This window comes from Pseudogulbenkiania sp. AW2-16 (genome assembly GCF_056824575.1).
In genome coordinates, this window is record NZ_CP157668.1 from 1,184,110 (window position 1) to 1,198,885 (window position 14,776).

Annotated in this window: 17 protein-coding genes; 12 read left to right on the forward strand and 5 right to left on the reverse strand. The window is 67.1% G+C overall.

Annotation, left to right across the window (positions count from 1 at the left end):
* The first annotated feature begins 292 nt into the window (after nt 1-292).
* From ABKF58_RS05635 to pqqD, 12 genes are all read left to right on the forward strand, one after another.
* Nucleotides 293-952, forward strand: coding sequence for a protein-L-isoaspartate O-methyltransferase family protein (locus ABKF58_RS05635; protein WP_482583741.1), 660 nt, complete (start codon nt 293-295; stop codon nt 950-952).
* On the forward strand, nt 952-1,278 hold the full coding sequence (locus ABKF58_RS05640) for a rhodanese-like domain-containing protein (RefSeq protein ID WP_008955413.1): 327 nt from the start codon (nt 952-954) through the stop codon (nt 1,276-1,278). Before ABKF58_RS05635 ends, ABKF58_RS05640 begins: the two co-directional genes overlap by 1 nt.
* A gap of 168 nt (nt 1,279-1,446) precedes the next feature.
* The gene (locus ABKF58_RS05645; protein WP_482583743.1) at nt 1,447-2,169 is read left to right on the forward strand and encodes a uracil-DNA glycosylase; all 723 of its coding nucleotides are present in this window, start codon (nt 1,447-1,449) and stop codon (nt 2,167-2,169) included.
* Nucleotides 2,170-2,268: 99 nt separating this feature from the next.
* Entirely contained in the window at nt 2,269-3,570 is a 1,302-nt protein-coding gene (locus tag ABKF58_RS05650; protein ID WP_482583745.1) for a hemolysin family protein, read from the forward strand.
* A gap of 163 nt (nt 3,571-3,733) precedes the next feature.
* Complete coding sequence (locus ABKF58_RS05655; protein WP_482583746.1) at nt 3,734-4,951, forward strand: class I SAM-dependent methyltransferase; 1,218 nt, start codon at nt 3,734-3,736, stop codon at nt 4,949-4,951.
* A 228-nt stretch (nt 4,952-5,179) separates the two neighbouring features.
* A complete protein-coding gene (locus tag ABKF58_RS05660; protein ID WP_014088795.1) occupies nt 5,180-5,827 on the forward strand; it encodes a response regulator in 648 nt (215 codons plus the stop codon).
* A 261-nt stretch (nt 5,828-6,088) separates the two neighbouring features.
* Nucleotides 6,089-7,234, forward strand: coding sequence for a pyrroloquinoline quinone biosynthesis protein PqqE (gene pqqE, locus ABKF58_RS05665; RefSeq protein ID WP_008955408.1), 1,146 nt, complete (start codon nt 6,089-6,091; stop codon nt 7,232-7,234).
* A gap of 105 nt (nt 7,235-7,339) precedes the next feature.
* Nucleotides 7,340-7,846, forward strand: coding sequence for a urate hydroxylase PuuD (locus ABKF58_RS05670; protein WP_482583748.1), 507 nt, complete (start codon nt 7,340-7,342; stop codon nt 7,844-7,846).
* 4 nt (nt 7,847-7,850) lie between these two features.
* The gene (gene serC / locus ABKF58_RS05675) at nt 7,851-8,936 is read left to right on the forward strand and encodes a 3-phosphoserine/phosphohydroxythreonine transaminase (protein WP_482583749.1); all 1,086 of its coding nucleotides are present in this window, start codon (nt 7,851-7,853) and stop codon (nt 8,934-8,936) included.
* Nucleotides 8,933-9,682 (forward strand): dihydroorotate dehydrogenase, encoded by a 750-nt coding sequence (locus ABKF58_RS05680; RefSeq protein ID WP_482583751.1) that lies wholly within the window; start codon nt 8,933-8,935, stop codon nt 9,680-9,682. Before serC ends, ABKF58_RS05680 begins: the two co-directional genes overlap by 4 nt.
* Before the next feature lie 107 nt (nt 9,683-9,789).
* On the forward strand, nt 9,790-9,864 hold the full coding sequence (gene pqqA / locus ABKF58_RS05685; RefSeq protein WP_081455968.1) for a pyrroloquinoline quinone precursor peptide PqqA: 75 nt from the start codon (nt 9,790-9,792) through the stop codon (nt 9,862-9,864).
* Between the two features lie 61 nt (nt 9,865-9,925).
* A complete protein-coding gene (gene pqqD / locus ABKF58_RS05690; RefSeq protein WP_482583752.1) occupies nt 9,926-10,240 on the forward strand; it encodes a pyrroloquinoline quinone biosynthesis peptide chaperone PqqD in 315 nt (104 codons plus the stop codon).
* 59 nt (nt 10,241-10,299) lie between these two features.
* Here the strand turns inward: pqqD and ABKF58_RS05695 are convergent, their stop codons facing one another.
* The 5 genes from ABKF58_RS05695 to ABKF58_RS05715 form a co-directional block, all read right to left on the reverse strand.
* Nucleotides 10,300-11,280 carry a polysaccharide deacetylase family protein gene (locus ABKF58_RS05695; protein ID WP_482583754.1) on the reverse strand — a complete coding sequence of 327 codons (981 nt, stop codon included), beginning with the start codon at nt 11,278-11,280 and terminating at the stop codon, nt 10,300-10,302.
* Between the two features lie 199 nt (nt 11,281-11,479).
* On the reverse strand, nt 11,480-11,947 hold the full coding sequence (locus ABKF58_RS05700) for a cupin domain-containing protein (RefSeq protein ID WP_482583755.1): 468 nt from the start codon (nt 11,945-11,947) through the stop codon (nt 11,480-11,482).
* A gap of 128 nt (nt 11,948-12,075) precedes the next feature.
* Entirely contained in the window at nt 12,076-12,630 is a 555-nt protein-coding gene (locus ABKF58_RS05705) for a hypothetical protein (RefSeq protein ID WP_482583757.1), read from the reverse strand.
* A 358-nt stretch (nt 12,631-12,988) separates the two neighbouring features.
* Nucleotides 12,989-13,966: an NAD-dependent epimerase gene (locus ABKF58_RS05710; RefSeq protein WP_482583759.1), complete on the reverse strand. Its 978-nt coding sequence runs from the start codon at nt 13,964-13,966 to the stop codon at nt 12,989-12,991.
* Nucleotides 13,963-14,721, reverse strand: a complete 759-nt coding sequence (locus ABKF58_RS05715; RefSeq protein ID WP_482583760.1) for a glycosyltransferase family 2 protein — start codon at nt 14,719-14,721, stop codon at nt 13,963-13,965. The genes ABKF58_RS05710 and ABKF58_RS05715 overlap by 4 nt, the downstream gene beginning before the upstream one ends.
* Nucleotides 14,722-14,776 lie beyond the last annotated feature (55 nt).

A 14,776-nucleotide genomic window follows, 5' to 3' on the forward strand; every position in this document is an offset into this window, starting at 1 on the left:
GGTTGCTTCGATGAAACAGCGCAGGGAGCGGAACGCCGGACGACGGGGCCATGGGCGGGAAGTACGGCGGAAGCCGGACTTCAATTAAAGACGCTTCCCTACGCCGGTATTATCCGGGTCAGGTTCCAAGGGTGTTTCTCACCGGCGCCCCGTGTTTATGTAAAAAAACCAATCCTTCGATGGGGACTGGATCATAAAAAACGGGGGCAGGACCCCTAGCGATGCTGTGAAGGTACGGTAAATATGGGATAATCGCAAGTTATTGTCGACAAAGCCCTTCCGGAGTGAACTGATGGATTTTGAGAATGCCCGCTTCAACCTGGTCGAACAGCAAATTCGTCCGTGGGATGTGCTTGACCCCAAAGTACTCGATCTGCTGTTTCACGTGAAACGTGAGGATTTCGTGCCGGACGACAAGCGCACGCTGGCCTTCGTCGACACCGAACTGCCGCTCGTCAACGGCCACAAGATGCTGCAGCCGAAGGTGGAAGCCCGCCTGGTGCAGGACCTCGGCCTGAAGCCGGAAGACAAGGTGCTGGAAATCGGTACCGGCAGCGGTCACGTCACCGCCCTGCTGGCCAGCCTGTCGCGTCACGTCTACAGCGTCGACCTCGACCCGGTGATGAAGGAAATGGCGACCAAGAACCTGAAGAAGGCCGGCATCAGCAACGCCACTCTGGTCGAAGGCAACGGTGTCGACGGCTACGCCGCACAGGCGCCGTTCGACGCCATCCTGGTCGGCGGCTCGCTGCCGGTGGTGCCGGACAGCCTGAAGCAACAGCTGGCCGTCGGCGGCCGCATGATCCTGGTGGTCGGCGACGAGCCGGTGATGACCGCCAAGCTGATCGAGCGCGAGAGCGAAACCGTCTTCCGCGAGACCAATCTGTTCGAAATCTGCATCCCGCGCCTGGCCCACTCCGAGGCGGTCGAGCCGGAACGGTTCAGCTTCTGATGGTCAAGGAAATCAGCGCCGGCGAGCTGGCACAGTGGCTGGCCGACGCCAGCGCCGAGCAGCCGGTGCTGCTGGACGTGCGCGAGGACTGGGAAGTGCAGCTGTGCCGCATTCCCGGTTCGCTGCACATCCCGATGAACCTGATCCCGCTGCGCATGAGCGAGCTGCCGGACGACCAGCCCATCGTCACCGTCTGCCACCACGGCGTGCGCAGCTTCCAGGTGGGGCTCTACCTCGCCAATGCCGGTTTCGAGCCGGTGATCAGCCTGCGTGGCGGCGTCGAGGCCTGGGCCTGCGACGTCGATCCGACCATGGCGCACTACTGAAACCGCGCCATTTCCTGCCTCAAGGCCTTTCCCTCACGCCGTGCGGGAACGGCCTTTTTGCTGACCGGTCTTAGCATCGGAGCGCGCTCGCCAGCCGGCCCCGGGCCGACGCCGAGCCGCTTGCAAGCGTGCCAAGCCCCCCGTTCTTCTGCGACAACAACTAACGCCATGCCGCAACTCGACTATCTCGCCCCCACCCTCGCCCGCGTCCATCCCGCCTGGGAGACCGTGCTGAGGTCGCCTGCGTGTTTCAAGGCCCTGAGCCAGATCGACCGCACCCTCGCCAGCGAAGCCGCCGCCGGCAAGACCCTCTACCCGCCGCGCGAGCAGATCTTCCACGCCCTGAGCTACGCCGCCCCGGCCGACGTGCGCGTCGTCATCCTCGGCCAGGACCCCTACCACGGTGCCGGCGAGGCGATGGGGCTGTCGTTCTCGGTACCGCCGGGCGTGCGCATCCCGCCCAGCCTGCGCAACGTCTACAAGGAAATCGCCGCCGATCTCGGCACCGGCCTGCCGGCTTCGGGCGACCTGACGCCTTGGGCACGGCAGGGCGTGCTGCTGCTCAACAGCGTGCTGACGGTGGAGGCCGACAAGGCCGGCAGCCACGGCAAGCTGGGCTGGCAGCACGTCAGCGACGCGCTGATCGACGCCGTCAACGCCGAGAACCCCGGCTGCGTGTTCCTGTTGTGGGGCAACTGGGCGCAGGGCAAGGCGGAGCGCATCGACACGCACCGCCACAAGGTGCTGTGCGCCGCCCACCCCTCGCCGCTGTCGGCCAGCCGCGGCTTTCACGGCTGCCGCCACTTCTCGCAGGCCAACGCCCGGCTCGCCGCCGCCGGGCGCGGCGTGATCGAGTGGGCACCCGCCGCCGAACAATCGCTGCTGTTTTGACCCGGTCCCTCAGCGGCCCGCTTCCCAGCGGGCCGGCCTTGCCCTAAGCTTGGAGTCCCGCAACTCTTTTTCCCCACCGTGGACATATTCATATTACTGTTGCTGATCCTGCTCAACGGCGTGTTCGCCATGTCCGAACTGGCGCTGGTGTCGTCGCGCAAGGTCCGTCTTCAGCAATGGGCCGACGACGGCGACAAGGGCGCGCAGGCCGCGCTCAAGCTGGTCGAAGAGCCCACCCGCTTTCTCTCCACCATCCAGATCGGCATCACCTCGATCGGCATCATGTCCGGCGTGTTCGGCGAAGAAGCCATCGCCCAGCACCTGGCCGCCTGGCTCAAGCAGTACCCGTTGATCGCACCGTATAGCGACCCGCTGGCGTTCGGCGTGATGGTGGTGACCATCACCACCCTGTCGCTGCTGTTCGGCGAGCTGGTGCCCAAGCGCCTCGCCATGCACAACCCGGAACTCTTCGCCGCCGTGCTGGCGCGGCCGATGAAGCTGCTGTCGCGCGCCACCGCGCCGCTGGTGCGCGTGCTGAGCCTGTTCACCGACGCCATCCTGCGCCTGATGGGCGCCAAGAAGAGCAAGGAGCCCTCGATCACCGAGGAAGAGATCAAGGTGCTGATGGAACAGGGCGCCGACGAAGGCGTGTTCGACCGCGCCGAGCAGGAGCTGGTGGAAAACATCTTCCGCCTCGACGATCGCAAGGTGGCGTCGATCATGACGCCGCGCAAGGACATCATCTCGCTCGACATCGAGGACGACCACACCAGCAATTGCCAGCTGATGCAGTCGCACCCCTACTCGCGCTACCCGGTGTGCAAGGGCGGCATGGACCAGCTGATCGGCATCGTCGACGCCAAGCATCTGCTCGACCGCCTGCTCTCCGGCGGCAACGTCGACTTCACCGCCGGCATGCACCCGCCGCTCTACGTGCCGGCCACGGTGTCGCTGATGCAGCTGCTGGAGCAGTTCAAGCGCGCGCGCATCCACATGGCGCTGGTGGTGGACGAGTACGGCGAGCTGGAAGGCCTGGTGACACTGCATGACGTGCTGGAGTCGATCGTCGGCGGGCTGCCGGCCGGTCCGCAGGAAGACGAACAGCTGATCATCCAGCGCGACGAACACAGCTGGCTGGTGGACGGCATGGTGGCGCCGGACGAGCTGCGCGAGCACTTCGCCATCGACAGCCTGCTGCCCGGCGAGGACACCGGCAACATCCATACCCTGGGCGGCGTGGTGATGTTCCAGCTGGGCCGGGTGCCGGTGGCGGCCGACCGTTTCGAGTGGAACGGCTTCGCCTTCGAGGTGGTGGACATGGACAAGACCCGCGTCGACAAGGTCATGGTCAGCCGCCTGCAGGCACCGTCGGCGCCGGAGGAAGAGCCGCCGGCAGCGTAAGCCGTCGGCATCGTGCCGCATCTTCCTGCAACGCCGCCCTAGGGCGGCGTTTTGCTGTCTGGTCGTCGCCCGTCATGGCACGCTTGGCAAAAGCGCACTACGCTGAAATTGACCAGCCTGGTTGCCGGCAGGCACCGGGCTTCAGCGATATGAGGACCGCAGCATGCTCGAACACACCCTGGCCGCCCCCGTCGAAGCGTGGGTCAAGTCGTTCCGCCACCATCTCAACCTGCCCGTCGCCATCGTGCTGCCCTCCGGCCAGAGCCTGGCGCTGGGCGACTTCGAACAGCCCCGGCTGGCCATCCGCGTGCGCTCCTGGAAGTCGCTGCCACTGTTGCTGTCGCCGTCGGTGGACCACCTCGCCGCCGCCTACGTCGAGGGCGAGCTCGATCTGGACGGCACCCTGGACGACATCATCGAGCTGGGCTACGCCTTCGCCCTGGCCGAGAACCCTGTGCCCGGCGCCAGCTTCCAGCCCGGCCACGTGCGCCACACGCGCGAGCTCGACCGCGAGGCGATCCGTTTCCACTACAACGTCTCCAACCGCTTCTACGCGCACTGGCTGGACCGCGACATGGTCTACTCCTGCGCCTACTTCGCGCACGGCAACGAGACGCTGGAGGAGGCCCAGCACGCCAAGATCCGCCACATCCTCACCAAGATCCGGCTGCAGCCCGGCCACACCCTGCTCGACATCGGCTGCGGCTGGGGCGCGCTGGTACGGCTGGCGGCGCGCGAATTCGGCGCGCGCTGCGTCGGCATCACGCTGTCCGAGGCGCAGTACGAGCACGCCGTGGAACGCGTGCGCCAGGAAGGGCTGCAGCGGCAGGTGGAAATCCGCCTGCAGGACTACCGCGACGTCGACGGCCGCTTCGACCGCCTCACCAGCGTCGGCATGTTCGAGCACGTCGGCCTCTCCAACCTGGTGGACTACTTCGGCACGCTGAACCGCCTGCTCGCCGACGGCGGCCTCGCCCTCAACCACGGCATCACCACCACCTCGGCGGCCAGCGACGGCACCGCCGGCGGCGGCGGCGACTTCATCGAAAGGTACGTGTTCCCGCACGGCGAGCTGCCGCATATCTCGCTGGTGTTGCGCACGCTGCAGGAAGGCGGGCTGGAGCCGATCGACGTGGAGAGCCTGCGCCGCCACTACGCCGTCACGCTGGCGGCCTGGGCCGGCCGCTTCGAGGCCGCCCGCGAGGCGATCCGCCAGGAAGTGGACGAAAAGACCTGGCGCATCTGGCGCCTCTACCTCGCCGGCTGCGCCTACGCCTTCCGCACCGACAAGGTGTCGATCTTCCAGGTGCTGTGCCAGAAGGCCGGCCAGGACGCCGCCACGCTGGCGTGGTCGCGCGACTACATGTACCGCGGCCGCTGAGGTGGCGTCTGCATCGTCAAAGGTTGGCCGAAGACCGCGCCTAGTCTGAAAGGACTAGGCGCGTAGTGCCTCTTTCCCGGCGCGCCACCCCATCCGGCGAATAGTGCCTCGCCGCCGCGCTCCCTACCATGCAGGGTGACGGAAACCGTCCCGCTCACGGCACGGTACGTTGCCGAGGCCGCGCCGCCGCCGCGCCCGCCTCGGCAAGCGCCTATGGGAGAGTCCACGATGAAACAATCGCTGGCCGGCTTGAGCATCCTGCTCGTCGACGATCACGCGCTGGTACGCATGGGCCTGCGCACGCTGCTGGAAAGCGCCGGGGCCCAGGTGCTGGGCGAAGCCGACAACGGCGAGGAGGCCTTGCGCCTGTACGACGAAACCCGGCCCGACGTGCTGATCCTCGACCTCTACATGCCCGGCATGGGCGGCTTCGCCACTCTCGAACGGCTGCGCGCGCGCCATCCCGCGGCGCGCGTGCTGATCCTCTCGGCGCACCATGAAGTGGCGATGCCGGTACGCGCGCTGCGCATCGGCGCCCTGGGCTACCTGTGCAAGCGCAGCGCCCCGCAGGAGTTCGTCAAGGCGGTGCGCCAGATCGGCAACAACCAGCGCTATCTCGATCCGCAGCTGGCGCAGCAGGTGGCGCTGGCCCAGCTGGGCGGCGCCGCCGACCCCTCCGAGGCGCTCACCGACAAGGAATTCGCCATCTTCCTGCAGCTCGCCCAGGGACACTCGGTCAACGAAGTGGCGGAGGAACTGCACCTGAGCCCGAGCACCGTCGGCACCCACCTCTACCACATCAAGCAGAAGCTCAACGTGCAGAACGCCGCCGAGCTGGCGCTGATCGCGGTGCGTTGCGGCCTGATCGACGTCTGATCGAGACCGATTACAACATGGCCGCCGCAGGCAGCCGCCCCCCTCCGCCCTAGCGAAAATCATGAGGCCCGGCGCCGGGATGCCGTGAGGCCGCGTTCCCGGCATCGCCGACGCGCGCGCGCGTGACCGTGCCGACAATGATCCTAGATACCGCTGCACGAAACCGTCGCACGCCCTCGCCAGGCGGCGCTGTACGGCCGTCCGCCGGTCTACAGGAGCCGGGCGTCCCGCACCGGCCTGCCGAGGAAAGAGGAGCGCACCATGCCGAAAGAATCGACCGGGCTCAGCCTGGATGGCCAGGGCAAACCGCTGTGGCTGTCGCTGGAACTGACCTACCGCTGCCCGCTGAAATGCTCGTGGTGCAACAACCCGCTGGATTTCGACAAGTACACCGAACACGAACTCAGCACCGAAGAATGGAAACGCGTGCTCGCCGAAGCGCGCGAGCTGGGCGCGCTGCAGCTGGGCTTCACCGGCGGCGAACCGTTGCAGCGTCCCGACCTGGAAGAGCTGGTGGCCTACGCCGACGAGCTGGGCTTCTACACCAACCTGATCACCTCGGGGGTCGGGCTCAACGAGGCGCGCATGGCGGCGCTCAAGCAGGCCGGCCTGAAGCAGGTGCAGCTGTCGCTGCAAGCGACCCGCGCCGCGCTCACCGACCAGCTGGTGGGCACCCGCGCCCACGCCCGCAAGCTGGAAGCGGCACGCCTGATCAAGGCGTACGGCTTCCCGATGGTGCTCAACATGCCGGTATTCCGCCACAACATCGACCTGATCGACGAGATGGTAGCGTGGGCCGCCGAGCTCGGCGTCGAGTACATCGAATTCGCCAACATCCAGTACTACAACTGGGCGCTGCTCAACCGCGACGAGCTGATGCCGACGCGCGAGCAGATCCAGCGGGCCGAGGCGGTGATCCAGCGCTGGCGCGAACGGCTCGACGGCGCCATGACGATCTATTTCGTCATCCCCGACTATTTCGAAGACCGCCCCAAGGCGTGCATGAACGGCTGGGGCGCCATCCACCTCACCATCGCCCCCGACGGCGTGGCGATGCCGTGCCAGGAGGCGCGGGTGATTCCCGGGCTGGAATTCCATTCGGTGCGGGATCAATCCCTGGCCTGGATCTGGCACGACTCGCCGCTGTTCCGCAAATACCGCGGGCTCGACTGGCTGCCGGAACCGTGCCGTTCCTGTTCCGAAAAGGAAAAAGATTTCGGCGGCTGCCGCTGCCAGGCCTTCCTGCTCACCGGCGACGCCGGCAACACCGACCCGGCCTGCAGCCGCTCGCCGCAGCATGTCCTGGTGCAGGCGGCGGTGACGCAGGCGGTGGCGCCACAGCGCTTCCGCAAGCCGCTGATCAAGCGTTCCGCCAACGGCGTCTGCACCAGCTTCATGGAGGAGTGAATGCGCCATCCCTACGACAGCGCCGGCGGCACCCTGCTGCTGGGCGCGCTGCTCACACTGCTGCTGTTCCTGCTGGTGCGCCTGCTGGCCGGCTGAGGAGACACCATGGACGCAATGACACTCGACCTGCTGGTGCGCTGGGTGCATTTTCTCGCCGGCATCGTCTGGGTCGGCCACAACTACTCCAGCGTGGTGCAGCGGCCGAACTGGCGCCCGCTCAGCGCCGCGGACCTGACCGACGACCAGAGCCCGCGCTTCCAGGCGCTGCTCAACCGCGAGCACGGCACCTTCCGCTGGGCGGCGGTGCTGACCTGGTGCGCCGGCCTGCTGATGCTGTGGCAGCGCGGCATCCTGGCGTCGGCGCTGACCCTGCACGGGGCGCAGGCGCCGATCGGCGTCGGCCTGTACCTCGGCACGCTGATGATGCTCAACGTCTGGTTCGTGCTGTGGCCGCACCAGAAGAAGGTGCTGGGGCTGGTGCCGGCCAGCGTCGAGGAGCGGCTGCGCTGCTCGCGCATCACCCATCTCTCCTCGCGCACCAACACCATGCTGTCGCTGCCGCTGCTGTTCTTCATGGCGGCGGGCACGCACGGCGGCTTCCTGTTCGGCTGAGACCATGAGCCCGGCCTACAACTTCGCCTCCGGCCCGGCGCGCCTGCCGGACGCCGTGCTGGAGCGGGCGCGCGACACCCTGCTGCTACGCGGCGCCGACGGCGCCTGCGCGCTGGAGCGCCCGTTCACCAGCCCGGCGTTCCGCGCCACGCTGGAGCGCGCCCGGCAGCGTCTGGCGGCGCTGCTCGACCTGCCTGCGGGCTACCGCGTGCTGTTCCTCGCCGGCGGCGCGATGCAGCAGTTTTCCATGGTGCCGCTCAACCTGCTCGGCCCGTCGCGTTGCGCCGCCTACGCCGACTCCGGCTACTGGGCCGGCCGCGCCATCCGCGAGGCGCGCCGTTTCGCCGAGGTGGCGGTGGTGGCGCGCTACCAGGGCGACACCCCGCTCGCCGCGCCGCCGCTGGAGAACTGGCGGCTGCCGGACGACTGCGCCTACTGCCACATCACCCCCAACGAAACCGGCGAAGGCATCGCCTACCCCGCCCTGCCCGACACCGGCGCCGTGCCGCTGGTGGCCGACGCCACCTCCTGCTTCCTCGCCGCCCCGCTGGATATATCGCGCTTCGGGCTGATCTACGCCGGCGCCCAGAAGAACATCGGCCCGGCCGGGCTGACCGTGGTGATCGTGCGCGAGGACCTGCTGCAACGGGAGGCGCGCTACGCCCCCGCCCCTTATTGCTATCGCCAGCAGCTGGCCGAGAACAACACCGTCAACACCCCGGTGGGCTGGGCCATCGAGCTGGCGGCGCTGGTGTTCGACTGGATCGCGGAATCGGGCGGTCTGGCGGCAATGGCAGAGGCCAACCGCCGCAAGGCCGAGCGGCTGTACCACGCCATCGACACCAGCGGCGGCTTCTACCGGGCGCCGGTGGCGCACGGCCACCGCTCGCCGAGCAACGTGCGTTTCCAGCTGGCGGACGAGCGCCTCACCGAGCCCTTTCTGCAGCAAGCCGAGGCGGCCGGGCTGACGCATCTGCGCGGCCACTGTCACGTCGGCGGGCTGCGCGCCAGCCTCTACAACGCCATGCCGGAAGCCGGTGTCGCCGCCCTGGTGGCGTTCATGGCGGACTTTGCGCGGGGACGGGGGTGAACACGGCGCCGTTTCATTGGGGCCGCCGCCCCGGGCTGGCGGGCGGCATCGACAAGAGCGGGGCGCAGGCGGCGGCACTGCTCGCGGCCGGCTTTGCCGCGGTGGAGTTCGGCACCGTGACGCCGCAGCCGGTGCCGGGGCAGCAGCCCGGCGTGGCGGCGCTGGCCGCGACGCTGGCCCGCCTCGGGGCACGTGGCGACAGCGCCATCGGCATCGGCCTGGGCATGACACCGGGCGCCGCGCCGCCAGCGCTGCACGACGACTGGCTGTACGGCCTGCAGCAGGCGGCGCCGGTGGCGGATTACCTGAGCTGCAATCTCAGCGCCCGGGCCTACCGTCCGCTGCTGGCGGCGGAGCACGACGCGCTGCTGCGGCAGGCGCTGGCGGCCATGGTGCGGGAACGCGACCGGCTCGCCGCGGCCTCCGGGCGCCGCCTGGCGCTCGCGCTCAAGCTGCCGCTGGCGTCGGTCCGCCTCGCCGTCGCCGCCGCCACGGCGGGGTTCGACGCCCTGATCCTGGTCCAGCCCGACGCCACGCCGGACGGCATGACGCTGCGCGGCCTGGCACACCAGCTGCATGGCGGTCCGGCGCTGATCGCGGTGGGCGGCATCCGCCGCGCCGCCGACGTGCGTGCCGCGCTGGCGGCGGGGGCGCACGGGGTGCAGGTGCATCGCCTGTTCGCCGAGCACGGCCCGGCCTGCCTCGCCATGTTGTGCGAGGAGCGGCCGGCGCGGCCCGTCTCATGATTTTCACGAGCCGTTTTTGGCCCGCTGCCGCTGGCTGGCGTCCGGGCCGGGCCGAATAATCGTTACTGGAGCGGCATGGGGCCGCACCGCAACCGAAGGAGACCGTCATGACCTGGGAAACCCCCGCCTACTGCGAAATCCGCCTTGGCTTCGAAGTGACCGCCTACGTCTACGTGCGCTGAGCCACGGGGCGGCAGCGGCAACAGCGCTGCCGCCCCCTTGCGCCGATCAGGAGCTACCGCCATGACCCCATCCCACCCGCTCGACCACGCGCGCCCCCGGCTGGCACCGCACTTCATGTTTCGCTGGGAGGCGAGCCAGCAGGCCTACATCCTGCTTTACCCCGAAGGCCTGATCAAACTCAACGTGTCGGCCGGGGAAATCCTGAAACGCTGCGACGGCCAGCGCAGCGTGGACGATATCGTCGCCGACCTGCAGGTCGCCTTTCCCGACAGCGCGGCACAGATCGAGAGCGGCACCCGGGCATTCGTCGACACCGCCTGCGTCAAGGGCTGGCTGCAGCTCATGGTAGCCGGCGCGCAACCCGCGCGCGACTGAACTCCCCCTACCGGCAATGGGCGCTTGATCAGCGCCCGTCGCTGTTCATTGTTGGCCGATCAACGGCTGGCGGCCGGCGTCTCGTTGAGGCAGTTGCGGGGTTGCCGGTTGATGGCTTCCTGCAGCGCCTGGAGCCGCTGGTAGTCGGTGGTCTGGATACCCTTTTCCTGCATCAGGCGGTGGATTTCCGGCCCTTCCCACACCTGGAAATCGCTCAGGCGCAGCATGATGTCGCCGATGCGCTGGCGCGCGTCCGGGGTGTCCTCGGCCGGGTGGATGGCGAACTGGTGCAGGCCGGGCGGCAAGTTGCGCACCGCGAAGTCGTAGCCGTCGTAGCGCACTTCGAGGTTCTGCGGCCGGATTTCCGGGTTGTACTGCATGATGTAGCTGTCGGCCACCACGTTGCCGCGCAGCTGCTCGCCACGGCTCAGCGGCAGTTGCTGCGCCACCGGATGCCACAGCAGTTGCAGCACCACCGGGATGCCGGTGAGCTTGGGCAGCGACAGGTAGAGGTTGATGAAGTCGTTGCGGATGCGCCAGAACACCATGTGGGTGTCGAGGTGGGTGATGGTGAGACCCGCGTCGCGCGCCTTCTGGATCTGCGCCAGGAGTTCGCGCCGCACGTCGTCGATGTCGGCGTGCGCTGCCAGTTCTTCGATGCTGCCCCACAGCCGGCCTTCCGGGTTGTACAACGAGGGCACCTGCTCGCGCGGCAGCACCGCGCCCCAGCCGTAATCCTCCTGCCATTCGTCGGTCAGCGTCAGGTGCAGCCCGACCGCCTTGTGACGCTGGCGCACCTCCGCCGCGGCCGCGGCAAAATGCGGCGCCGGCACCATCAGCGACAGATCCTGGATCTTGCCCTCGTCGAGCAGACGGAACGCCGCGCGGTCGAGGTCGGGGTGCATGCCGACGTCGTCGGCGTTGACGATCGCCAGCTTGGCGTCGTCGGGATAACCGAGGCAGCGCGTCAGCGGGGTGGCCGCGCAGTTGAGGGCAAAAGACGCCAGTACGGCGCCGAGTAGGGGGAGTTTGGGCAACATGGGCAAGCAATCGATGACGAACGGCCACTACTGTAGCGGCTCGCGACCATTCCGGCGAGCCTTGCCGTGAACCGCGTCGGCCTCGATGCCATTTCTTGGTCAGCTGGCCCGAACTTACTCACACGACATGGGCTATCCCCACCGGATGGCATCAACCACTTTCGGCGGGGAACTAGCTGGCGCCACTTGCGGCGCAAGGTCAAGGCTTGCTGGGCTTATCGGCTGGCTTGACGTAGGAAATTCCCCACGGCCCCATGGTGTTCAACTGGATGACCGTTTCTTCCTTGGTCCAGGCGAAATGCTTGGTCTTGGGCGGCATGATGACGACGCTGCCCGGTCCCAGGGCCTTGGTCATCTGCGGATCCAGTTTGTCTCCGACGCCGTAGTTGAACATTCCCGAGAGCACGGTCACCCGTTCCACCCCAGGGTGCCAGTGCGGGGGAATCTTGTAGTCGGCAGGCAGTTTGAGGCGGGCGGTGATCGGGCCTTTCTGGTCCATCTTCCCTTCGATGATCGCCAGCTTGGCGCCGGGCGGCAGGCTCGTGACATCGACCCATTTGAGGTCGTCCGGCGTGACGATGACCACGCCGCTCTTTCCGGCCGATGCCAGCGGGGCACAGACGGTGGCGGCAAGCAGCAGGAAAACGGCAAGAAGCTTGTTGTTCATGTCTAACTCCTAACAATCATGACCTAAAGGGATCGGCGCACGGTTCCAGTCAGGCAGGAGTAGCCGGGAGGCGGTGGCAAAAGCGGTACGCAGCCGCTTGCCCTTCCGTGCGCCGACGCGCTAGGTGCTCACAGGGTGATGGCAGCCTGGACCGGGGCCGGGCTGGCGGCGGGTGGCGGTGGCGTGGCCGGAGCCTGCGGCACCGGGGTGCCGGGCGTCTGAGCCGCCGCCGGGGATGGTGGTGCAGATGGTGCAGGTGGCGCGGCGGCCGGTTGCACCGCCGGGTCGGTCACCTTCTTCATCAGCGCATCGGCAATGCTACGTTCCTTCTCGGCCCGCGCCTGGAAGCTCTGCAACGGCTTGATCTCCCACTTGAGCTGCCCCCAGGCCGGCAGGTCGCGCAGCAGGCGGTCGGCTTCGTCGTTGGATTCGGCATCGAGGATGAAGGCAAATGTTCGATCGCCTACCGGCATGCCGCCCACGATCTTCTTGGCGGCCTCCAGCTTCATCAGCGCGTCGAAGGTCGGCAGCAGTTCTTCCTCCACCGCCTCCACCGCTTCCGACGGCGTCGCGTAGTCCGGTGCGCCCGAGCCGATCACCAGGTATTGCGCGGCTCCAGCGGCCGGCCCCAGCGCCGCCAGCACAACCGCCAGCAGCCACCGGGGCACCACCTTGTTATCCATACATGTCCTCCCACTGCCTGATTGCTAGCGGGTCGGTCAAGGTCGCCAGGCAGTACGACGTTGGCCGAAGCCAGGACGCCAGACAGCGGCAATGGGCGGGGAACCCTGCAAGCGGCGCGCACGCAAATGGGTTCGAGGGAGCAATCGCGAAGCTGGTCAACGGGGTCGATTCGGCATGAACACCCGGTCCATACCATGCAGTATGGCTAACAAATCCAAAAAGAACAGCTTTAAAACAGGGCCATTTTCTGGCCCGTAAACGGCCGCTGCGCGGTTTTCCTGATTTTGGACGCCGGAACCGCTCGGCAGAACAAAAATGCCGTGGCGGGCCTCTACGGCGTCGCCACGGCGGTCTGGTTCACACGCCGTGGTAGCCACGGTACCAGGCGACGAAATGCTGCATGCCGTCGGCCAGCGGCGTGTCGGGCGAGAAGCCGACCGCGGCGCGCAGCCTGGCGGTGTCGGCGTAGGTCACCGGCACGTCGCCGTCCTGCATCGGGTAGTAGTCCTTCACCGCCTCGCGCCCGCAGGCGGCTTCGGTGGCGCGGATGAATTCCATCAGCTCGACCGGGTTGTGGTTGCCGATGTTGAACAGCCGGTACGGCGGCTGGCCGTCGACGCCCTGCGGCACATGCTCCATCACGCGCAGCACGCCTTCGACGATGTCGTCGATGTAGGTGAAATCGCGCTGCATCTTGCCGTGGTTGAACACCTTGATGGTCTCGCCCTTGAGAATGGCCTCGGTGAACAGCCACGGCGCCATGTCCGGGCGGCCCCACGGGCCGTACACGGTGAAGAACCTGAGCCCGGTGGTGGGCAGCGCGTAGAGGTGGGCGTAGCTGTGCGCCATCACCTCGTTGGCCTTCTTGGTGGCGGCGTAGAAACTGACCGGGGCGTCGACGCGGTCGTCCTCCGAAAACGGCACCTTGGCGTTCTGGCCGTAGACGCTGCTGGAGCTGGCGTACACCAGGTGCTTGACCGGGTGGTGGCGGCAGGCTTCCAGCACGTTGGTGAAGCCAGTGAGGTTGCTCTGGGCGTAGGCGTGCGGGTTCTGGATGCTGTAGCGCACCCCGGCCTGGGCGGCGAGGTGGATCACGTAGTCGACGCACTCGGCGGCGAACAGCGCCTCCAGCGCCGGCCAATCGGCGATGTCGAGCCGGTGGAAGGCGAAACCCGGCCGGCTCTGCAGCGTGCCGAGCCGGGCGTGCTTGAGCTCGACGGCGTAGTAGTCGTTGAGGTTATCCACAGCCACGACGTCGACCCCGCCCTTGTCCAGCAGTTTTTCGCACACGGCGCGACCGATGAAACCGGCGGCGCCGGTGACCAATACTTTCATTGCGTGTTCTCCAGACGATGAAGCTCGATCAGCTTCGCGTATTTGATGTAGCTGTTGAAGCAGCCGATGCTGATGTGCACCAGGCCCGGCACGCCGTCGCGAAAGCCCTGGCGCAGCAGGTAGAACTTGAAGAAGCGCAGCAGCGGGCTGAACACCAGCTTCGGCCAACCCACGCGCTTGCCGCGCGCGAACAACGCCTTTGCCTGCAGATCGGTGTAACGGTTCTGCTTGGTGAGATAGAGCGCGATGTCTTCGCCCGACTCGTGCATCAGGTCGCCCTTGAGGTTTTCCACAGGCCCGTCGGCGATGACGTACTCGTGCACCGCGTGGTCCGACCAGCGCGCCCGGCGCCGGTCGAACAGCCGCAGGCTGAGGTCCGGGTAGCCCTCGCCGTGCCGCAGGAAACGACCCATGAATTTGTTGCTGCGCGGAAAACGGTAGGCCGCCGCTTGTGGATTGTCCGGCAAGGCTTTGATTTCACTGGCCAATCCGGGTGACAGCCATTCGTCAGCATCGAGGCACAGCACCCAATCGTGGCGTGCCTGCTGCACCGCAAACTGCTTCTGCGGACCGAATCCCAGCCAATCCTGGTGGATAACTTTGGCGTTATAGCTTTTGGCAATGGCAATGGTGTCGTCGCTGCTGCCGGAATCCACCACCACGATCTCGTCGGCAAAACGGCAGCTTTCCAGGCAGGCCGCAATCTGTTGTGCCGCATTCTTGGTGATCAATACGACGCTCAGTGCTGAGCTCATAGTTTCTTATTAGCCCTTTTATATAAAAACCGAAGAAACTGTAGAAGTCGCCCTT